This is a genomic window from Bradyrhizobium sp. CIR18 (genome assembly GCF_014198295.1).
In the GTDB taxonomy this organism is placed as follows: domain Bacteria; phylum Pseudomonadota; class Alphaproteobacteria; order Rhizobiales; family Xanthobacteraceae; genus Bradyrhizobium.
Genome location: NZ_JACIHF010000006.1, coordinates 109,355 through 128,247, shown reverse-complemented (window position 1 = coordinate 128,247; position 18,893 = coordinate 109,355). Strand labels below are relative to the sequence as shown.

The 18,893-nt window shown below is 64.3% G+C and carries 20 protein-coding genes; 9 read left to right on the top strand and 11 right to left on the bottom strand.

The window, feature by feature from the left end:
- Window positions 1-61: 61 nt before the first annotated feature.
- The 4 genes from GGD65_RS20845 to sdhC are packed head-to-tail and all read right to left on the bottom strand — an operon-like array spanning window position 62 to window position 3,507.
- Window positions 62-844 carry a succinate dehydrogenase iron-sulfur subunit gene (locus GGD65_RS20845; RefSeq protein ID WP_038972643.1) on the bottom strand — a complete coding sequence of 261 codons (783 nt, stop codon included), beginning with the start codon at window positions 842-844 and terminating at the stop codon, window positions 62-64.
- A gap of 24 nt (window positions 845-868) precedes the next feature.
- A complete protein-coding gene (gene sdhA, locus GGD65_RS20840; protein ID WP_018318930.1) occupies window positions 869-2,704 on the bottom strand; it encodes a succinate dehydrogenase flavoprotein subunit in 1,836 nt (611 codons plus the stop codon).
- Window positions 2,705-2,707: 3 nt separating this feature from the next.
- Window positions 2,708-3,112 carry a succinate dehydrogenase, hydrophobic membrane anchor protein gene (gene sdhD, locus GGD65_RS20835; protein ID WP_018318929.1) on the bottom strand — a complete coding sequence of 135 codons (405 nt, stop codon included), beginning with the start codon at window positions 3,110-3,112 and terminating at the stop codon, window positions 2,708-2,710.
- Window positions 3,109-3,507 carry a succinate dehydrogenase, cytochrome b556 subunit gene (sdhC, locus tag GGD65_RS20830; protein ID WP_018318928.1) on the bottom strand — a complete coding sequence of 133 codons (399 nt, stop codon included), beginning with the start codon at window positions 3,505-3,507 and terminating at the stop codon, window positions 3,109-3,111. The genes sdhD and sdhC overlap by 4 nt, the downstream gene beginning before the upstream one ends.
- A gap of 517 nt (window positions 3,508-4,024) precedes the next feature.
- Between sdhC and GGD65_RS20825 the strand changes: the two genes are divergently transcribed.
- Complete coding sequence (locus GGD65_RS20825) at window positions 4,025-4,885, top strand: sulfite exporter TauE/SafE family protein (protein ID WP_183236472.1); 861 nt, start codon at window positions 4,025-4,027, stop codon at window positions 4,883-4,885.
- 119 nt (window positions 4,886-5,004) lie between these two features.
- Here the strand turns inward: GGD65_RS20825 and GGD65_RS20820 are convergent, their stop codons facing one another.
- Complete coding sequence (locus tag GGD65_RS20820; protein WP_183236471.1) at window positions 5,005-6,534, bottom strand: malonyl-CoA synthase; 1,530 nt, start codon at window positions 6,532-6,534, stop codon at window positions 5,005-5,007.
- Window positions 6,535-6,619: 85 nt separating this feature from the next.
- On the opposite strand from GGD65_RS20820, the gene GGD65_RS20815 reads away from it, so the two are divergent.
- Window positions 6,620-7,381, top strand: a complete 762-nt coding sequence (locus tag GGD65_RS20815) for an SDR family oxidoreductase (protein ID WP_092261514.1) — start codon at window positions 6,620-6,622, stop codon at window positions 7,379-7,381.
- A gap of 115 nt (window positions 7,382-7,496) precedes the next feature.
- On the opposite strand, the gene GGD65_RS20810 is transcribed toward GGD65_RS20815, so the two are convergent.
- Window positions 7,497-7,730 (bottom strand): hypothetical protein, encoded by a 234-nt coding sequence (locus GGD65_RS20810; RefSeq protein WP_183236470.1) that lies wholly within the window; start codon window positions 7,728-7,730, stop codon window positions 7,497-7,499.
- Here GGD65_RS20810 and GGD65_RS20805 point away from each other — a divergent pair.
- From GGD65_RS20805 to GGD65_RS20795, 3 genes are all read left to right on the top strand, one after another.
- Window positions 7,717-8,271: a fasciclin domain-containing protein gene (locus GGD65_RS20805; RefSeq protein ID WP_028139268.1), complete on the top strand. Its 555-nt coding sequence runs from the start codon at window positions 7,717-7,719 to the stop codon at window positions 8,269-8,271. The genes GGD65_RS20810 and GGD65_RS20805 overlap by 14 nt on opposite strands.
- A 182-nt stretch (window positions 8,272-8,453) precedes the next feature.
- Window positions 8,454-9,083 carry a cytochrome b/b6 domain-containing protein gene (locus tag GGD65_RS20800; RefSeq protein ID WP_018318923.1) on the top strand — a complete coding sequence of 210 codons (630 nt, stop codon included), beginning with the start codon at window positions 8,454-8,456 and terminating at the stop codon, window positions 9,081-9,083.
- A gap of 70 nt (window positions 9,084-9,153) precedes the next feature.
- The gene (locus GGD65_RS20795; RefSeq protein WP_183236469.1) at window positions 9,154-9,936 is read left to right on the top strand and encodes a molybdopterin-binding protein; all 783 of its coding nucleotides are present in this window, start codon (window positions 9,154-9,156) and stop codon (window positions 9,934-9,936) included.
- 108 nt (window positions 9,937-10,044) lie between these two features.
- Here the strand turns inward: GGD65_RS20795 and GGD65_RS20790 are convergent, their stop codons facing one another.
- On the bottom strand, window positions 10,045-11,262 hold the full coding sequence (locus tag GGD65_RS20790; RefSeq protein WP_183236468.1) for a YbfB/YjiJ family MFS transporter: 1,218 nt from the start codon (window positions 11,260-11,262) through the stop codon (window positions 10,045-10,047).
- 130 nt (window positions 11,263-11,392) lie between these two features.
- Here GGD65_RS20790 and leuB point away from each other — a divergent pair, with 130 nt between their 5' ends.
- Both leuB and GGD65_RS20780 read left to right on the top strand, forming a co-directional pair.
- Window positions 11,393-12,505: a 3-isopropylmalate dehydrogenase gene (leuB, locus tag GGD65_RS20785; RefSeq protein ID WP_018318921.1), complete on the top strand. Its 1,113-nt coding sequence runs from the start codon at window positions 11,393-11,395 to the stop codon at window positions 12,503-12,505.
- A 132-nt stretch (window positions 12,506-12,637) separates the two neighbouring features.
- Window positions 12,638-13,276: a DapH/DapD/GlmU-related protein gene (locus GGD65_RS20780; protein WP_183236467.1), complete on the top strand. Its 639-nt coding sequence runs from the start codon at window positions 12,638-12,640 to the stop codon at window positions 13,274-13,276.
- A 189-nt stretch (window positions 13,277-13,465) separates the two neighbouring features.
- Here GGD65_RS20780 and GGD65_RS20775 read toward each other — a convergent pair whose 3' ends face one another.
- A complete protein-coding gene (locus tag GGD65_RS20775) occupies window positions 13,466-13,852 on the bottom strand; it encodes a hypothetical protein (RefSeq protein WP_179732340.1) in 387 nt (128 codons plus the stop codon).
- Window positions 13,853-14,009: 157 nt separating this feature from the next.
- Complete coding sequence (locus tag GGD65_RS20770) at window positions 14,010-14,798, bottom strand: hypothetical protein (RefSeq protein WP_183236466.1); 789 nt, start codon at window positions 14,796-14,798, stop codon at window positions 14,010-14,012.
- Window positions 14,799-14,914: 116 nt separating this feature from the next.
- Here GGD65_RS20770 and GGD65_RS20765 point away from each other — a divergent pair, with 116 nt between their 5' ends.
- Entirely contained in the window at window positions 14,915-15,949 is a 1,035-nt protein-coding gene (locus GGD65_RS20765) for an aspartate-semialdehyde dehydrogenase (protein ID WP_183236465.1), read from the top strand.
- 117 nt (window positions 15,950-16,066) lie between these two features.
- Here the strand turns inward: GGD65_RS20765 and GGD65_RS20760 are convergent, their stop codons facing one another.
- On the bottom strand, window positions 16,067-16,711 hold the full coding sequence (locus GGD65_RS20760; RefSeq protein ID WP_018318917.1) for a carbonic anhydrase: 645 nt from the start codon (window positions 16,709-16,711) through the stop codon (window positions 16,067-16,069).
- Between the two features lie 111 nt (window positions 16,712-16,822).
- Here GGD65_RS20760 and GGD65_RS20755 point away from each other — a divergent pair, with 111 nt between their 5' ends.
- Window positions 16,823-17,704, top strand: coding sequence for a CoA ester lyase (locus GGD65_RS20755; RefSeq protein WP_183236464.1), 882 nt, complete (start codon window positions 16,823-16,825; stop codon window positions 17,702-17,704).
- Window positions 17,705-17,708: 4 nt separating this feature from the next.
- Here the strand turns inward: GGD65_RS20755 and GGD65_RS20750 are convergent, their stop codons facing one another.
- The gene (locus GGD65_RS20750; RefSeq protein ID WP_183236463.1) at window positions 17,709-18,497 is read right to left on the bottom strand and encodes a Crp/Fnr family transcriptional regulator; all 789 of its coding nucleotides are present in this window, start codon (window positions 18,495-18,497) and stop codon (window positions 17,709-17,711) included.
- Between the last annotated feature and the right edge of the window lie 396 nt (window positions 18,498-18,893).

Sequence of the window (18,893 nt, the reverse complement as noted above, 5' to 3'; positions counted from 1 at the left end):
TTGACTGCGATCTCGGAATGTCCCGGCCGGACTGGCCGGGACAGGAAGCATGAACCGCGCCTTAGATCTGGCGCTCGACCATCTTGAGCTTGAGCTCGGCAATGGCTTCCGCCGGGTTCAGTCCCTTCGGGCAGGCCTTGGCACAATTCATGATGGTGTGGCAGCGGTAGAGGCGGAATGGATCCTCGAGATTGTCGAGCCGCTCGCCGGTCGCCTCGTCGCGCGAATCGGACACCCAGCGGTTGGCCTGGAGCAGCGCGGCGGGGCCGAGATAACGTTCGCTGTTCCACCAATAGCTCGGGCACGAGGTCGAGCAGCAGGCGCACAGGATGCACTCGTAGAGGCCGTCGAGCTTCTCGCGATCCTCGTGGGTCTGGCGCCATTCCTTCTGCGGCGTCGGCGAGGTGGTCTTCAGCCACGGCTCGACCGAGGCGTACTGGGCGTAGAAATTGGTGAGGTCGGGGACGAGGTCCTTCACCACCGGCTGGTGCGGCAGCGGATTGATCTTCACCGCGCCGTCCTTCACGTCGTGCATCGAGCGGGTGCAGGCGAGCGTATTCTGGCCGTCGATGTTCATGGCGCAGGAGCCGCAGACGCCTTCGCGGCAGGAGCGGCGGAAGGTCAGCGACGGGTCGATGTGGTTCTTGATCCAGATCAGGCCGTCCAGCACCATCGGACCGCAATCATTGGTGTCGACGTAATAGGTGTCGACGCTCGGATTCTTGCCGTCGTCCGGATTCCAGCGATAGACGCGAAACTCGCGGGTCTCGGTCGCGCCCGCGGGCTTCGGCCAGGTCTTGCCGCCAGTGATCTTGGAGTTCTTCGGAAGTGCGAATTCAACCATCTCGATAAGGCCTTCGCTGTTCGCTCAGTACACACGCGCTTTCGGCGGGATGTACTGCACGTCGTTGGTCATGGTGTAGTCGTGAACCGGGCGGTACTCGATCTTGACCTTGCCGGCATCGTCCAGCCAGGCCAGCGTGTGCTTCATCCAGTTCTTGTCGTCGCGTTCGGAGAAGTCCTCGCGCGCATGCGCGCCGCGGCTCTCGGTGCGGTTGGCGGCCGAGTTCATCGTCACCACCGCCTGCGAGATCAAATTGTCGAACTCGAGCGTCTCGACGAGGTCCGAATTCCACACCAGCGAGCGGTCGGACACGGCGATGTCGGTGATGCCGCTGTGGACCTTCTCGATCAGGTTCTGGCCCTCGCTGAGGACTTCGCCGGTGCGGAATACCGCGCAATTGCTCTGCATCACGTGCTGCATGCCTTCGCGCAGCTTTGCGGTCGGCGTGCCGCCGGAGGCGTAGCGGTAATGGTCGAGCCGGCCGAGCGCGAGCTCGGACGAGTTCGCCGGCAGCTCCGGCTGCTTGGCATTGGGCGTCAGCTTCTCGGCGAGGCGGAGCGCTGCGGCGCGGCCGAACACGACGAGGTCGATCAGCGAGTTGGAGCCGAGGCGGTTGGCGCCGTGCACGGAGACGCAGGCGGCTTCGCCGATCGCCATCAGGCCGGGGATGATGGCGTTGTCGTCGCCGTCCTTCTTGGTCAGGACTTCGCCGTGATAGTTGGTGGGGATGCCGCCCATGTTGTAGTGCACCGTCGGCACGATCGGGATCGGCTCGCGCGTCACGTCGACATTGGCGAAGATCTTTGCGGATTCCGAGATGCCCGGCAGCCGCTCGGCCAGCACCGCGGGATCGAGATGGTCCAGATGCAGGAAGATGTGGTCCTTCTTCTTGCCGACGCCGCGACCTTCGCGGATCTCGATGGTCATCGCGCGCGAGACGACATCGCGCGAGGCGAGGTCCTTGGCCGAGGGCGCATAGCGCTCCATGAAGCGCTCGCCTTCCGAGTTGACGAGATAGCCGCCTTCGCCGCGGGCGCCTTCGGTGACGAGACAGCCCGAGCCGTAGATGCCGGTCGGGTGGAACTGCACGAACTCCATGTCCTGCATCGGCAGGCCGGCGCGCAGCACCATGCCGCCGCCGTCACCGGTGCAGGTGTGCGCCGAGGTACAGGAGGCATAGGCACGGCCGTAGCCGCCGGTCGCCAGAATCACGGTCTGGGCGCGGAAGCGGTGCAGCGTGCCGTCGTCGAGCTTGAGCGCGATGACGCCGCGGCAGGTGCCCTGGTCGTCCATGATCAGATCGATGGCGAAGAACTCGATGAAGAACTCGGCAGCGTGGCGCAGCGACTGGCCGTACATCGTGTGCAGCATGGCGTGACCGGTGCGGTCGGCGGCGGCGCAGGTGCGCTGCGCCTGGCCCTTGCCGTAGTCCATGGTCATGCCGCCGAACGGACGCTGATAGATCTTGCCGTCCTCGGTGCGCGAGAACGGAACGCCCCAATGCTCGAGCTCGTAGACCGCGTCGGGCGCGTTGCGCACCATGTATTCGATCGCGTCCTGGTCGCCGAGCCAGTCCGACCCCTTCACGGTGTCGTACATGTGCCAGCGCCAGTCGTCCTTGTGCATGTTGCCGAGCGAGGCGGAGATGCCGCCCTGCGCCGCCACCGTGTGCGAGCGGGTCGGAAACACCTTGGTGATGCAGGCCGTGCGCAGGCCGGCCTCGCTGCAGCCGACCACGGCGCGCAGGCCCGCGCCGCCGGCGCCGACCACGACGACGTCATAGGTGTGGTCTTCGATCGGATAGGCTTTGCCGTTGGTGGCGGGAGCGCCGTTGCCCGTGCCATTCGTTGTGGTGGCCATGGGTTACACTCCGGAGGACAGTTTCAGGATCGCGTAGGTCGAGGCGAGCGCCACGGCGACCGAGAAGAAATTGTTGAGCATGATCGAGACGAGCTTCAGCTTCTCGTTATGGACGTAGTCCTCGATCACCACCTGCATGCCGATCTTCATGTGCCAGGCGCTGGCGAAGATGAACAGGAGCAGGATCACCGCGACGGGAATGGAGCTCAGGGTCTGCGCAGCGTAGACCTGATTGCGGCCGAGCAGCATCACGATGATCACCAGCGCCGGGATCATCAGCAGCGTCATGGCGACGCCGGTGATGCGCTGACGCCAGAAATCGGACGTGCCGGAATGCGCGGCGCCGAGATTGCGAACGCGGCCGAGCGGGGTGCGCAGGCTGCGCTTCGGCGTATCGGATGCGCTCATCGTCCACCTCCGTTCGCATAGGCGATGATCCAGATCAGCACCGTCAGCGCGATGCCGCCGATCAGGGCGCCCCAGGTCAGCGCTTCCCGCTCATTGGCCTTGAAGCCGTAGCCGAGGTCCCACACGAAGTGCCGGATGCCGCTGAGCATATGGTGCATCAGCGCCCAGGTGTAGCCGAACACGATCAGCCGCCCGATGATGCTGCCGGCGAAGGCCTGGACGTGCGCGTAAGCGGCCGGGCCGGAAGCCGCGGCAACCAGCCACCAGACCAGCAGCAGGGTTCCGAAATAGAGGGCAATACCGGTGGCGCGATGGATGATGGAGAGAGCCATCGTCAGCGTCCAGCGGTAGACTTGCATGTGCGGCGAGAGGGGTCGTTCGATCCGTGCGGTCATGGGCTTTGATGTTTTATGGCGGCCCAGCAGGGGGCGCGCGGGGATCGGAAAGGTCGGCTCTATTTACGGAGTCGATTTGGCCTGCGCAATCTCCAAATTGCCATAAATCGAACCATGGTTCAGCTCTAGAGCCTTGATGAAACAAGGCCAATCAGGGGCTTGGTATACCAGGACATCGGTCCGCCAACCAAATTAAGAACTTAGATTCACTACTTCGCAGCCTGTGCGAGGCGCATTGAAATCACTATTGGAACGCCTCTAACCCACCGTCCGCTGCTCGCCGCTCGCGCCAATCGCTCCGTGTCGCCCATAGCCGCCTCACCAGGGCCAAGGCGACTCGGCCCGCCGCACGCTGGGCCGGTTTCGCTGGGACCGCGGATATGCGCAGCCCGCATTCCACCCCAGCCGGCACGTCCGGTGCGTCGACCACGCAACCCGGATCGCCTAAAGCTGGGACCGCAGCCGTCTCCGGCTGACGTCGGGAGAGGTTGCGACCAGTCGCCGGGGCAGGTCTGGGGTGATTGCAGGACTTGATATCAAGGACATCGTCGAGCTCGCGCTGCTGCTGATCGCAACCGGCGCGCTTTCGGGATTTTTGGCCGGCGTGTTCGGCATCGGCGGGGGCGCGATTCTCGTGCCGGTGTTCTACGAATGCTTTCGCATCGCCGGCGTGCCGCTGCAGGTGCGCATGCCGCTCTGCATCGGCACCTCGCTCGCGGTGATCATCCCGACCTCGATCCGTTCGTTCCAGGCGCATTACAAGCGCGGCGCCGTCGATACGGCCATCTTGCGGGTGTGGTGGCTGCCGATCATGATGGGCGTGGTCGCCGGCAGCGTGGTCGCGCGCTATGCGCCGGAGCGGCTGTTCAAGATCGTGTTCGTCTGTGTCGCCTGGTCGGCGGCGGCACGCCTCATCTTCGCGCGCGAAGGCTGGAAGTTGGGCGACGATCTGCCGAAGGGTCCCTTGATGCGCGTCTACGGCTTTTGCGTCGGTATTCTTTCGACGCTGATGGGCATCGGCGGCGGCCTGTTATCGAACCTGCTGATGACTTTCTACAGCCGTCCGATCCATCAGGCGGTGGCGACGTCATCCGCACTCGCGGTGCTGATCTCGATCCCCGGCGCACTCGGCTACATCTATGCGGGCTGGCCTGCGGCGGCGAACTATCCGGCCGTCGCAGCCCTGCAGATCCCGTTCGCACTCGGCTACGTCTCGCTGATCGGCGCCGTGCTGGTGATGCCGATGAGCCTCGTCACCGCGCCGCTAGGCGTGAGAGCCGCGCATGCGATGTCGAAGCGGTCGCTGGAAGTCGCGTTCGGATGTTATCTGTTGATCGTCGGCAGCCGGTTCGTGATGAGTCTGGTCGGCGGGCTGTAGCCGCTGCGTCCACATTCGAGTGCGGCGCCGCTTCTGCCGCCGCGGAACGCAAAGAGGTGGGTTACGCCTTCGGCTCACCCACCCTACGGCTTCATCCGCAAGGACGGCGAACGCCAGCCCTATTTCTTGGCGTAAATATCCTTGTACGTATCCCGCAAAATGTTCTTCTGCACCTTGCCCATGGTGTTCCGCGGCAGCTCGTCGACGACGAAGACGCGTTTGGGCATCTTGAACTTCGCAAGCCGCCCGTCGAGCGCCTTCAGTACCGAGGCCTCGCTCACGTCCGCGCCCTTGTTGCAGACCAGAACCGCCGTGACGCCCTCGCCGAAATCGGCGTGCGGCACGCCGATCACAGCGGATTCCACCACGCCCGGCATGGCGTCGATCTCGCTCTCGATCTCTTTCGGATAGACGTTGAAGCCGCCGGAGATCACGAGATCCTTGCCGCGGCCGAGGATGTGGACGTAGCCCTTGGCGTCGATCTTGCCGAGGTCGCCGGTGATGAAGAAGCCGTCGTCGCGGAATTCGGACTTGGTCTTCTCCGGCATGCGCCAATAGCCCTTGAAGACGTTCGGGCCCTTGACCTCGATCATGCCGATCTCCTCGTGCGGCAGCTCTTTGCCCGTCTCGGGCTCGGTCACGCGCACGGAGACGCCCGGCAAGGGAAAGCCGACTGCGCCGGGCACGCGCTCGCCGTCATAGGGGTTCGACGTGTTCATGTTGGTCTCGGTCATGCCGTAGCGTTCGAGCACGGCGTGCCCCGTCCGCGCCGACCATTCGCGATGGGTCTCGGCCAGCAGCGGCGCCGAGCCCGAGATGAACAGTCGCATATGCTTTGTGGTGTCGCGCGACAGCGCGGAATTTTGCAGCAGGCGCGTATAGAAGGTCGGCACGCCCATCAGCACCGTGGCGCGCGCCATCAGCTTGATCATCAAATCCGGATCGAGCTTCGGCAGGAAGATCATCGACGCCCGCGCGAACAGCGTCACGTTGGTCGCCACGAACAGGCCGTGGGTATGATAGATCGGCAGCGCGTGGATCAGCACGTCCTTGTCGGTGAAGCGCCAATAGCCGACGAGCGAGAGCGAGTTCGACGCCAGATTATCATGCGTCAGCATCGCGCCCTTGGAGCGCCCCGTGGTGCCCGAGGTGTAGAGGATGGCGGCGAGATCGTCGTTCGCCCGCGCGACGGTCGTGAATTCGCTGCCGGCCTTGTCGGCGGCTTCCGTCAGCGAGCCCTTGCCGTCAGCTCCGAGCGTCTCGATCTTGGCCTTTACCTTGGCGGCGATCGGGGCAAGGCCTTCCGCCTTGGAGGGATCGCAGACCACCAGCGACGGCTCGGCGTCGCCGATGAAGTAATCAAGCTCGTTCAGCGTATAGGCGGTGTTGAGCGGCAGATAGACCGCGCCGGCCCTGACAGTGCCGAGATACAGCACGATATTGGCGACGGATTTCTCGACCTGCACCGCAACGCGGTCGCCCGGCTTCACGCCGCGCGCGACCAGCACATTTGCCATCTGCCCGGCCCGCGCGATCAACTCGCCATAGCTGATATGGCCGCCGTCATGCGTCTCGATCGCGAGGCGCTTCGGATCGTCCAGGCCGTCGAACAGGCGGGAGAACAAATTGGCGTTGGCAGCTGGGTTCATGCAACATTCCTCGCCGGCGAAGGCCGGTCAAACCGAGGGTTGGATTAGCAAAAACCGCCCCAATGAAGCAACGGAGACAGTTTGCATGACAAAAGGTGGGAAACGCGTGGCCTGGGTCACGGGTGGAGGCAGCGGGATCGGCGAGGCCGGCGCCGAGGCGCTGGCGGCCGACGGCTGGACGGTGGTGGTGTCCGGCCGGCGGAAGGACGCCCTGGATACCGTGGTTGCCAAAATCGCCAAGACGGGCGGGGCGGCCGAGGCCATCGCGCTGGACGTGGCCAACGCTGCGGAAGCCCAGAAAGCCGCCGATCAGATCGTCGCCAGGCACGGCCGCATCGACCTCCTGGTCAACAATGCCGGCATCAATGTTCCCAAGCGCAGCTGGAAGGACATGGAACTGGAGGGCTGGGACAGACTGGTCCAGGTCAATCTTAACGGCGTGCTCTATTGCATGCGCGCGGTGCTGCCGACGATGCGCAAGCAGCAGGACGGCGCGATCATCAACGTCTCGTCCTGGGCCGGCCGCCACGTCTCGAAGATGCCGGGGCCGGCCTACACCACGACCAAGCATGCGGTGCTGGCGCTGACCCATTCCTTCAACATGGACGAATGCGTCAACGGCCTGCGCGCCTGCTGTCTGATGCCGGGCGAGGTAGCGACGCCGATCCTCAAGCTGCGCCCGGTGGTGCCGAGCGAGGACGAGCAGGCGAAGATGCTGCAATCCGAAGATCTCGGCCGCACCATCGCGTTCATCGCCTCGATGCCGCCGCGCGTCTGCATCAACGAGGTGCTGATCAGCCCGACGCATAATCGCGGATTCATTCAGACGCCGAACAACAGGGATTAGTGCGGGCACAACTACTGCAACGGGCGCACTGTCGTAGGGTGGGCAAAGGCGCAAAGCGCCGTGCCCACCACCTCTCTCCATTTGCGGTTGGTGGGCACGCTGCGCTTTGCCCACCCTACGGCACCGCCCGCTTGGCGCGTGTTCGCATCACACGGACACGCCGCTCCATAGTTTCACGCATCACAAAGAATTTTTCTCCGAAACCGCAACCCGAACCCTCCCGTAGTTCGGTCCAACGACGGCGCTGCTGCTTCACGCCAATAGGTCGCAGTCGCCGTTGTTGCCCCAACCCATCACCGGCCATCGCCGGTACCAATTCAATCGGGAGACTTTCCATGTCGAAGCGCATTGCCTATCTCGCCGCCGCCGCCTTCAGCGCCCTGGCCATCACCGCGACCGTCGTCGCGCCTGTCCGCGCCGAGGAGAAGACCGTCATGGTCGGCGGCGCCGCGATGTTCCCGTCCAAGAACATCGTCCAGAACGCGGTCAATTCGAAGGACCACACCACGCTGGTCGCGGCGGTGAAGGCGGCCGGCCTGGTGCCGACGCTGGAAGGCAAGGGTCCGTTCACGGTGTTCGCGCCGACCAACGCCGCCTTCGGCAAGCTGCCGGCCGGCACCGTCGACAATCTGGTCAAGCCCGAGAACAAGGCGACGCTGACCAAGATCCTCACCTACCATGTCGTGCCCGGCAAGCTCGAGGCCTCCGACCTCACCGAGGGCAAGAAGCTGAAGACCGCCGAAGGCGAGGAACTGACGGTCAAGAAGATGGACGGCAAGACCTGGATCGTCGATGCCAAGGGCGGCACCTCGATGGTCACGATCTCCAACGTCAACCAGTCCAACGGCGTGATCCATGTGGTCGACACCGTGCTGATGCCGGCGACGTAACACCGCGCGATCCTGTTTCATCCCCGAGCAGGATGCGACGAAACGGCGAGCCGGGGGCACCCGGCTCGCTTTATTGTGACCGCCATAGCCCGACGCTATCGATTCGATGGCGGACAGGGCGTAACGAAAGCGGGCGCATCGGCGTATAATCGGTGTCACACGACATTCAGGACGGAACCATCATGTCGAGCCTCACAGTCACCGACGAGCAGGTCAGCGCCGCCCCGGCCAAAGTGATCCAGCCGGCCTGGGTCCGCGTCATGCACTGGGTCAATGCGCTGGCCATGATCCTGATGATCCTGTCGGGCTGGCAGATCTACAACGCCTCGCCGCTGTTCGGCTTCAGTTTTCCGCGCGAGTACACGCTCGGCGGCTGGCTCGGCGGTGGCCTGCTCTGGCACTTTGCCGCGATGTGGCTGTTGATGATCAACGGCCTCGCCTATCTCATCACGGGCTTTGCCACCGGCCGCTTCCGCAAGAAGCTGTTGCCGATCACACCTTCGGGCGTGCTCCACGACGTCAGGGCTGCGCTGACCTTCAAGCTCGGCCATGACGATCTTACCGTCTACAATTACGTGCAGCGCCTGCTCTATGCCGGCATCATCGTGGTCGGCGTGCTGATCGTGCTCACGGGCTTAGGGATGTGGAAGCCGGTGCAGCTCTATTATCTCGTCGCCCTGTTCGGCGACTACCCGACCGCGCGCTACATCCATTTCTTCTGCATGGTCGCGATCTGCGCGTTCCTCGTCGTTCACGTCCTGCTCGCGCTGCTCGTGCCGAAGAGCCTGCGCGCCATGATCATCGGTCGCTAGAGCATGATCCGGAAAAGTGTAAAGCGGTTTTCCGACAAGATCATGCTCAGAATAGATATGTGAGGAGAGCATGGCCAAGCGTTCATTCCTGATCCCCGGCGTCGACAAGCGGCTCCTGATCAAGGATTCCATCAAAACGATGCCCGACGTCACCCGCCGTCGCTTCATCGCGGGCGGCGCCAGTCTCGGCGCGCTGACGCTGCTCACCGGCTGCGATGTGATCGACTCGTCCTCGGCGGAGGAGATGCTGAAGCAGGTCTCGAAATTCAACGACGCGGTGCAGGCCTTCATCTTCAATCCCGACGCGCTGGCGCCGACTTTTCCCGAGAGCGCGATCACGAAGCCGTTTCCGTTCAATGCCTATTACGATCTCGACGACGCACCCGACGTCGCTGGCGCCGACTGGAAGCTCGAGGTTCGCGGCCTGGTCGACAACAACAAGTCCTGGCCGCTGGACGAGCTCTACAAGCTGCCGCAGGTCACGCAGATCACGCGTCACATCTGCGTCGAGGGCTGGAGCGCGATCGGCAGCTGGACCGGCACGCCCTTGCGCGATTTCCTCAAGCTGATCGGCGCCGACACGCGCGCCAAATACGTCTGGTTCCAGTGCGCCGACAAGGACGGCTACAATTCGCCGCTCGACATGCGCAGCGCGCTGCATCCGCAGACCCAGATGACGTTCAAATACGCGAATGAAATCCTGCCGCGCGCCTACGGTTTTCCCATGAAGATCCGCGTGCCGACAAAACTCGGCTTCAAGAACCCGAAATACGTGGTCTCGATGGAAGTCACCAACGACTACAAGGGCGGCTATTGGGAAGACCAGGGGTACAATTCGTTTAGCGGGAGCTGATCGCCGTTCCGGCGAAGCTGCCGTAGGGTGGGCAAAGCGCAAGCGTGCCCACCATTCCATCCATCATGAATAAAACCGTGGGCACGGCGCTACGCGCCTTTGCCCACCCTACGGCGCCGATTCCTTGGCTGGCCCCACCTTCCGCTGACATAGCGCCGCGACCGCCCCCAGCGCCAGCAGCGCCGCCGATACGTTGAGCGCGTAGCTCAAGCTCCCCAGCGCGTCCGTGATCGCGCCGACCACGATCGGCCCCAGCGTTTGCCCGACGCCGAACGAAATCGTCATCGCCGCGATCGCGGTCGGCCACATCGCCGGCGGATAGTTGAAGCGCACGAAGGCGGTGGTCGAGCCGACCACGGCGAAGAAAGCGACGCCGAACACCACGGCGGAGACCGCGAGCCATGCCGGTGAATGCCCGAGCATCGGCAGGGCCGCGCCGAGCGCGTTAGTGCCGAGAATGATGGCGGTGGCCAATCCGCCGCGATCGAGCGCCAGCACGCCGCGCCAGGCCCAGGGAGTCACGAAGGCGGACAGGCCGATCAGGCCCCAGAACGCCGCTTGTGCTGCGGCCCCGCCGCCGCCGTCGCGTACATAGGCGATCATGAAGGTCATGTAGGCGATGTAGCCCGCGCCGAACAGGAAATAGCCCGCGAGGTAGATCAGCACGGGACGAATCGCGAAGGCGGCGTGGCTGCCTTCCGAGAAACGCGCGCCGCTCTCGATGCGAATCAGGAACAGCGGCACGGTCATCGCGGCCGAGAGCAGTGTCAGCGCCCACCACACCATCCACCACGAGCCCGGCCCGAAATATTGCAGCGTGAACGGCGCGATCAGCCCCGAGGACAGAATGCCGATGCCGGGCCCGGCATAGAAAAGGCTGAGCAGGAAATTGGCCCGCTCCGGGCGCGACTGGGCGATGGTCGCAGCGAGCGCGCCGCCGGCGACGAAGCCCGCCGCGGCCCCGAGACCGAGTACGAGGCGCGCCAGGCTCAGCGCGACGAAATTCCCCGTCAGCGCGCAAATGGCGAGCGCGGCGACGCAGGCCACAGTTCCGCCGCGGATCGCGGCCGCCCAGCCGACGCGCTGGATCAGGCGCGAGGCCACAAGCGCGCCGACGAGATAGCCGACGGCGTTGATGGTGTTCATGAATCCGGCCGCCGAGTAGGACCAGCCGAGGGCCTCCCGCATGTCGGGCAGCACCAGCGCATAGGCAAAGCGGCCGATGCCGAGCCCGACCGTCGCCGCCAGCGACAGGGTCAGGATCAGCCGCGCGGGATGCGCGTAGGGCGGGCGGCGGTCTTTAGTAAAGCAGTCTTGGGCGTGCAAGGGGTTCTCCGGCCCACCCAGTGTGGCAGGCCCCGTCCGCCTTGCACAGCCGCACCCCGGCAATGGTGTCTTGCCAAGCGCGCAACGCCGCTCTAGCACTCCGGCCGAATTCGACCTGAGAGGAACGACCATGGCGACCCACAAATTGCTGCTGCTTCCCGGCGACGGTATCGGCCCCGAGGTGATGGGCGAGGTGAAGCGGCTGATCGACTGGCTCAATTCGGCCGGGATCGCCAAGTTCGAGACGGATACCGGCCTCGTCGGCGGCTCCGCCTATGACGCGCACAAGGTGTCGATCTCCGAGGGCGACATGGCCAAGGCGCTTGCGGCCGACGCCATCATCTTCGGCGCGGTCGGCGGTCCGAAGTGGGACGCGGTGCCCTACGAGGTGCGCCCCGAAGCCGGCCTCTTGCGCCTGCGCAAGGATCTGGCCTTGTTCGCCAACCTCCGTCCCGCGGTGTGCTACCCGGCGCTGGCCGATGCATCGAGCCTGAAGCGTGAGGCCGTCGAAGGCCTCGACATCGTCATCGTGCGCGAGCTCACCGGCGGCGTCTATTTCGGCGAGCCCAAGACCATCACCGACCTCGGCAATGGCCAGAAGCGCGCCGTCGATACCCAGGTCTACGACACCTATGAGATCGAGCGCATCGGCCGCGTCGCCTTCGAGCTTGCCAGGAAGCGCAAGAACAAAGTGACGTCGATGGAAAAGCGCAACGTCATGAAATCGGGCGTGCTCTGGAACGAGGTCATGACCCAGGTCCACAAGCGCGAATACCCTGATGTCACGCTCGAGCACCAGCTCGCCGATTCCGGCGGCATGATGCTGGTGAAATGGCCGAAGCAGTTCGACGTCATCGTCACCGACAATCTGTTCGGCGACATGCTGTCCGACATCGCGGCGATGCTGACGGGATCGCTCGGCATGCTGCCCTCGGCCTCGCTCGGCGAGGTCGACGTCAAGACCAAGAAGCGCAAGGCGCTGTACGAGCCCGTGCACGGCTCGGCGCCTGATATCGCAGGCCAGGGCCTCGCCAATCCCATCGCGATGATCTCGTCGTTCGGCATGGCGCTGCGCTATTCCTTCGACATGGGCGCGCTCGCCGACAAGGTCGACGCCGCGATCGCCGCGGTGCTCGCCAGCGGTCTGCGCACCGCCGACATCAAGTCGGAAGGCACCACGGCCGCCTCGACCACGCAGATGGGCGAAGCGATCCTGAAGGAACTGCAGAAGCTGCACGCGTAACGGCAGGCACCGCTCTCGTAGGGTGGGCAAAGCGAAGCGTGCCCACGTTCTGAGTGCTGATTAGAAAGAGATGGTGGGCACGGCGCGTTGCGCCTTTGCCCACCCTGCGGCACCTGCTCTCGGAGCTGATTCATGGATGCTTCACCCCGCCCCAAGATCGCGGAAACCATCATCCATGACACGGTGCGCCAGCGCGAGGCGCAGATCGGGCGGCGCTGCGAGGTCCTCAGCCACACCCGCATCGAATATGCCTCGCTCGGCGACTACTCCTATCTCGGCGAGAACTGCGAGGTCGCCGACGCCGCCATCGGAAAGTTCACGGCCATCGCCAATTCGGTGCGGATCGGTGCGCCCAATCATCCGATGGGCCGGCCGTCGCAGCATCGCTTCACCTATTGCCCGGAATATTACGAGGCGGGCGTGACGCGCGACCGCGACTTCTTCGCGGACCGCCGCGGCGACCGGGTCATCGTCGGCAATGATGTCTGGATCGGGCACGCCGCCATCCTGCTGCCCGGCGTGAACGTCGGTGACGGCGCGGTGATCGCTGCGGGCGCGGTGGTCAGCCGCGATGTCGAGCCCTACACGATCGTCGGCGGCGTTCCCGCGCGTCCGATCCGCAAGCGCTTTCCTGATTCCGTTGCGGACAGCCTGCGCCGCATCGCCTGGTGGGATTGGTCGGATGAGCTCATCTTCGAGCGCCTCGCCGATTTCCGCTCCGAAGCGATCGAGGAGTTTTGCAGACGCTATGATCCGGCTGCGAACGCGTGAGGCGCACGCATCTCACCCAAGCAACAGGAATCGTAGGGTGGGCAAAGCGAAGCGTGCCCACGCATTTTTCGTGACCGAGAGAGATCGTGGGCACGGCGCAAGGGCGCCTTTGCCCACCCTACGGCACCTCGCAAAAACAAAAATGGCCGGGCGCGAGCCCGGCCATTTTGATTCGGTCGATAACTCCGCTCAGTACAGCGGGAAATTCTGCGGGTAGCCGCCGACGTCCTGCGGCGGCGAAAGCGGCTGGCGGTCGATCGGGCGGTTGAGATTCTCGCGGGCGAAGGACGGATAGCCGACCGCCGGCGGGAAGGCGTAGTCGGAGAACTTGCGGTCGCCCGGATTGACCTCGGTGCCGCCGTCGAGCCAGGAGCGCTTGCTCACATAGATGCGGGTGCGGCCCTGCTGGTAGACGGCGTTGGGTCCACCAGGGCCGTAATAGTGCCGGCCACGTTCGTCATAGCGCTTGGTCTTGGTGTCAGCCGAGGCCGGCGTCGCCACAATGGCAGAGGACATGGCAATCACGGCGCCCGCTGCAAGCAAGGTCGCCAATTTGGCAGAGAATTTCGAGCTCATCACGTCCCCTTCAGGCGGCAGGCCGCCAGTCGATTTCACCCCCATACTAGCCCGGCCGGGGTGAGTGCAACTAGGTCTATTGGGTCACACCAGCTCGGAATAATCGTGCGCGCTGGCAAAAGTTGCATCAATACCAGCCACTTGGGCTTGATGCCGGTCAAAGCGCCCCGCGCAATTGCGCGTTGGCGGCGCCCAGCAGCCAGTCCGGCGAGCCCGCGAGGTCGCAACCACGGCGCTTCAGCTCGGCATGGGCGAACAATTCCGCCAGCTTCGGCTCGTTGCCGGAGGTCAGCAGCGTCAGCCGGTTCAGCGTGCAGGCGATCGCCGCGCGCCGGGCGGGCAGGGTATCGCCCTGGCAGGAGAAGCCGGAGATCTGCAAGGCCGGCTCCTCGTTGCGCTTGAGGTAGCCGAGGCAGGCCGGCGTCCCCTTGTCCGTGCCGATCGGCCGGAACAGCGCGACGGGGCCGAATTTCGTCTCGATCAGGCCGGCTTGCTCGAGCGCGGTGGCCGCTCCGAGGCCCATCTGGACGGCGAGGTCCATCGCGACAGGACGGGTCACATCGAATTCGCCACCTTCCCGATAGATTTCGAGCTCGGCCAGCGGCTGGTCCGCCGCGCCTGCCCAGCGCATCACGTCTTTGCGGCCGCCTTCGGGATGCCGAAGGATGGTGTAAGAGGCTGTTTTCTCTGATGAATCAATCCGGCTCAGGGCGAAGGCCGGGTGCGAGCGATCGGCCGTGCTCCAGCCCGGCTTGTCTGCGGGATCATCGCCGCGCAGCTCGGGGAGCTGGCCGAGCGCGGCGAGGGCGAGGATGGCAAACAGCGCGAGCGCCCCCACATAGGCGACCAGATGCGCCAGCGTGCCGACGACCTCGTCGGCGATAGCCAAGAGAGTCAGGTGGATCTGGGTATGGCTAACGGCCGTGCTGGCCTCAGGCGACTGCATCCACGTCCCTAAGGCATGGTCCAACGTTGTCTTGAGGCCGGTTCTCGCATAGAAGCGCTGCTCTTCCCGTTTAAGCGTCAGCTTCGGGAACGGGCTTTTTCATCGGAGAGTGAACGATGGGTTACAAAGTCGCAGTCGTCGGCGCGACCGGCAATGTCGGACGGGAAATGCTCAACATTCTCGACGAGCGCAAATTCCCCGCGGACGAGGTCGTGGCGCTGGCGTCACGCCGCAGCGTCGGCGTCGAGGTCTCCTATGGCGACCGCACCCTGAAGTGCAAGGCGCTCGAGCATTACGACTTCTCCGACGTCGACATCTGCCTGATGTCGGCCGGCGGCGAGGTGTCGAAGGAATGGTCGCCGAAGATCGGCGCCGCCGGCGCCGTCGTGATCGACAACTCGTCGGCCTGGCGCATGGATCCGGACGTGCCGCTGATCGTGCCGGAGGTGAACGCAGGCGCGACCGAAGGCTTCAAGAAGAAGAACATCATCGCCAACCCGAACTGCTCGACCGCGCAGCTCGTGGTCGCGCTCAAGCCCTTGCACGAGAAGGCGACCATCAAGCGCGTCGTGGTCTCGACCTATCAATCGGTGTCGGGCGCCGGCAAGGACGGGATGGACGAGCTGTTCTCGCAGACCAAGGCCGTCTACACCAACGACGAGCTGGTCGCGAAGAAATTCCCCAAGCGCATCGCCTTCAACGTCATCCCCCACATCGACGTCTTCATGGAGGACGGCTACACCAAGGAAGAGTGGAAGATGATGGCGGAGACCAAGAAGATTCTTGATCCCAAGATCAAGCTCTCCGCCACCTGCGTGCGCGTGCCGGTGTTCGTCGGCCACTCCGAGGCCGTCAACATCGAGTTCGAGAATCCGATCACGGCGGATGAGGCGCGCGACATCCTGCGCAAGGCGCCCGGCTGTCTCGTCATCGACAAGCAGGAGCCCGGCGGCTACGCGACGCCTTACGAAGCGGCCGGCGAGGACGCGACTTACATCAGCCGCATCCGCGAGGACGCGACGGTTGAGAACGGTCTCGTGCTGTGGTGCGTGTCCGACAACCTCCGCAAGGGCGCCGCGCTCAACGCCATCCAGATCGCGGAAGTGCTGATCAACCGCAAGATGATCAGCGCGAAGAAGCAGGCGGCGTAAGGCACGTCACCGCTGCCGTAGGGTGGGCAAAGGCGCAAAGCGCCGTGCCCACCATTCTTTCCGATTGCGACAGGTGGTGGGCACGGTTCGCTTTGCCCACCCTACGAGAGCGGTGGCCTACGCCACGCCCCGCGCGTTCTTGAATTCCTTCGCAACCTTGTCCAGCACGAACAGCGATCCCTCCGCGACGCCGAAATAGGCGCCGTGGGTCTGCATCTGGCCGCTGTCGACTGCCTTCTGCACGAACGGGAACGTCATCAGGTTTTCCAGGCTGCGGAACACCGCGGCCTTCTCGATGCGCTCGACGAATTGTGCCATGCTCTCATGGTCGCGCTGCTCGACCACTTCACCCGGCTTGATGAACATCTGCATCCATTTGCCGATGAAGTCGCCGGGCGTGAGCGGCTCGATCTTGTCGACGAAGGCGCGGATGCCGCCGCATTGGGCGTGGCCGAGCACCACGATGTGCTTCACCTTCAGCACCGTCACCGCATATTCCAGCGCGGCCGAGACGCCATGCGCGTTGCCGTCGGGCTGATACACGGGCACCAGATTGGCGATGTTGCGGACCACGAACAATTCGCCCGGGCCGACGTCGAAGATCACTTCCGGCGAGACGCGGCTGTCGCAGCAGCCGATCACCATCACTTCCGGCGATTGCCCCTTCACCGAGAGGTCGCGATAGCGGGTCTGCTCGGTCGGCAGCCGCTGGGTGGCGAAGGCCCTGTAGCCTTCCAGCAAATGCTCTGGGAATGTCATCATACCTATGCCTAATCATAGACCGCAGGGGCGAACAAGCCTTTCGAATAGGCAGGCCAGGTGCTATCGGCTTCGATCAAGAGCCCGCTTGAGGAAACCGGAAGGAACGCTCGCATGACCCGCCCGCGCCGCAGCCATCTGTTCATGCCCGGCTCCAACCCCCGTGCGCTGGAAAAGGCGCGCAATCTCGCCGCCGACGGCCTGATCCTGGATCTGGAAGATTCCGTCGCGCCGGATGCCAAAGCGGTGGCCCGTGATGGGATCGCCGCCGCGATCGCAGCCAAGGGCTTTGGCAAGCGCGAGATCCTGATCCGGACCAACGGTCTCGACACGCCCTGGTGGGCCGACGATCTCGCCATGGCCGCCAAGGCTTCGCCCGACGGCATCCTGGTTCCAAAAGTTTCAAGTGTCGAAGATCTTGATACGATCGGCCTCCGTCTTACCGAGCTTGGCGCGGCGCCGACGGTGAAGGTCTGGGCCATGATCGAGACCGCGCGCGCCGTGCTGCACGCGGAGGAGCTGGCCGAGGCCGGGCGCGATCAATCGCGGCGCCTGTCAGGCTTCGTGTTCGGCCCGAACGATATCTCACGCGAAACGCGCATCAGGATGCTGCCCGGCCGCGCCGCGATGATCCCGATGATCACGCACTGCATCCTGGCGACGCGCGCCCACGGCCTCGAAATCCTCGACGGCCCCTACAGCGACATCGCCAATTCCGACGGCTTCGCCACCGAATGCGCGCAGGGCCGCGATCTCGGCTTCGACGGCAAGACGCTGATCCACCCCTCGCAGATCGACGCCTGCAACGCGATCTTCACGCCGCCCGAAGAGGAAGTCGCGCGCGCGCGAAAAATCATCGCGGCGTTCGAGCTGCCGGAGAACGTCTCGCGCGGCGCGATCCGGTTGGATGGTGCGATGGTCGAGCGGCTGCACGCCGACATGGCCCGGCGCACGATCGCAATCGCGGATGCCATTGCAGCGATGGGGAAGGGTTGAAGCGTCAACTCGAAAAAGCGATACCCGCTTTTCCGCGACAAACCGCCATCTTCTGTTCGCCAAGAGCAGAGGACGGCGCGGCCAATTCCTCGCAATACATCCGATCGATGTTGCGCTGCATGAGCCTATAACAATCGCATGCGACCTTCTCGAGCCGCGCCCGATCGATCTCTACAAACCCGCGCCCGTCGGACGGGACCGCGCCGGCCTCGCGTAGCTTGCTCATCGTCAGGGTTACTGTCGTCCGTCGCACCCCAAGCAGTTGCGCAAGCGCCTCCTGCGTCACCGGAAGGCGGTCGTCGGGCACGCGGTCGTGAAGCTGCAGGAGCCACCGCGCCATGCGGCCATCCACCCGGTGCAGCGCGTTGCAAGCGGCTACGTGCTGGAGCTGCAATAACACCGCGCGGGCGTGGACCTGCACGACGTTCCTGATGGCTGTGCTTTGCGCAAAGGCGGCGCGAAATTTGGCGGCGGAAATCAGCGATGCTGTGCCGGCTATGCGAGTAACCGCCGTCACGGATGAAAGCGACGGGCCGAGCACGGAGAACGAGGCCAAAGCGCCTTCCCGTCCCATCAAGGTGGTTGCGACCGTTTGCCCGTCCGGCATATCGAGCATGAAGGCGATTGCGCCGCTATGGGGAAAATAAACCGGGTCGAGCTCATCGCCCGACCGCACCAGGACGGCATCGGGTTCGAACGAGACCTTCTGGAAGTAGGGCGTGAGCAAGCCGAGATCCGCCGGCGGCAACGCCGCCAGCAGCCGATTCCCGATGCCCGCGCGGTGGACGGTCACGATGCTTTCTTGTGAACGAGCACCCAATGAACGACGGGATCGATCTGTTTCATTTGCCATGATTATCCGAAATACGAATTGCCCGAAGCGAAACTATCCAAACAGAGCCATTCGTCGAGATCAAGCACGGATAATTGCGGTGGCCTTGCCGGCATCCTCGCCGCGCAAACGGAATCTTGCATACATCATACTATTCGCGATCTTTTGCCGCTCGGCGAGGTGCACCACGTGCTGATCGACCAGTGATGGTTGCGGCAGCGCGCGAGTTTAACCCTGACCCGGCGCGGACCTCTGGGGGAGATCTGCCATACCCCGCTATCAGCGGCACAGCAGACATCCTTGCGCCGATCCAAGGTAGGGATTGATGAGTGTGCGGCGAGCGAATCTTCTGCGCCG

Coding starts and splice junctions, on each gene's coding strand:
- sdhD (WP_018318929.1), bottom strand. CDS start 3,112: ATGAGCGCATCCGATACGCCGAAGCGCAGCCTGCGCACCCCGCTCGGC.
- GGD65_RS20755 (WP_183236464.1), top strand. CDS start 16,823: ATGACCCGCCCGCGCCGCAGCCATCTGTTCATGCCCGGCTCCAACCCC.
- GGD65_RS20810 (WP_183236470.1), bottom strand. CDS start 7,730: ATGCGCTTCGACATGGAAAGTCTCCCGATTGAATTGGTACCGGCGATG.
- GGD65_RS20775 (WP_179732340.1), bottom strand. CDS start 13,852: ATGAGCTCGAAATTCTCTGCCAAATTGGCGACCTTGCTTGCAGCGGGC.
- GGD65_RS20770 (WP_183236466.1), bottom strand. CDS start 14,798: ATGCAGTCGCCTGAGGCCAGCACGGCCGTTAGCCATACCCAGATCCAC.
- sdhC (WP_018318928.1), bottom strand. CDS start 3,507: ATGACCGCACGGATCGAACGACCCCTCTCGCCGCACATGCAAGTCTAC.
- sdhA (WP_018318930.1), bottom strand. CDS start 2,704: ATGGCCACCACAACGAATGGCACGGGCAACGGCGCTCCCGCCACCAAC.
- GGD65_RS20820 (WP_183236471.1), bottom strand. CDS start 6,534: ATGAACCCAGCTGCCAACGCCAATTTGTTCTCCCGCCTGTTCGACGGC.
- leuB (WP_018318921.1), top strand. CDS start 11,393: ATGGCGACCCACAAATTGCTGCTGCTTCCCGGCGACGGTATCGGCCCC.
- GGD65_RS20800 (WP_018318923.1), top strand. CDS start 8,454: ATGTCGAGCCTCACAGTCACCGACGAGCAGGTCAGCGCCGCCCCGGCC.
- GGD65_RS20815 (WP_092261514.1), top strand. CDS start 6,620: ATGACAAAAGGTGGGAAACGCGTGGCCTGGGTCACGGGTGGAGGCAGC.
- GGD65_RS20760 (WP_018318917.1), bottom strand. CDS start 16,711: ATGATGACATTCCCAGAGCATTTGCTGGAAGGCTACAGGGCCTTCGCC.
- GGD65_RS20780 (WP_183236467.1), top strand. CDS start 12,638: ATGGATGCTTCACCCCGCCCCAAGATCGCGGAAACCATCATCCATGAC.
- GGD65_RS20805 (WP_028139268.1), top strand. CDS start 7,717: ATGTCGAAGCGCATTGCCTATCTCGCCGCCGCCGCCTTCAGCGCCCTG.
- GGD65_RS20765 (WP_183236465.1), top strand. CDS start 14,915: ATGGGTTACAAAGTCGCAGTCGTCGGCGCGACCGGCAATGTCGGACGG.
- GGD65_RS20795 (WP_183236469.1), top strand. CDS start 9,154: ATGGCCAAGCGTTCATTCCTGATCCCCGGCGTCGACAAGCGGCTCCTG.
- GGD65_RS20845 (WP_038972643.1), bottom strand. CDS start 844: ATGGTTGAATTCGCACTTCCGAAGAACTCCAAGATCACTGGCGGCAAG.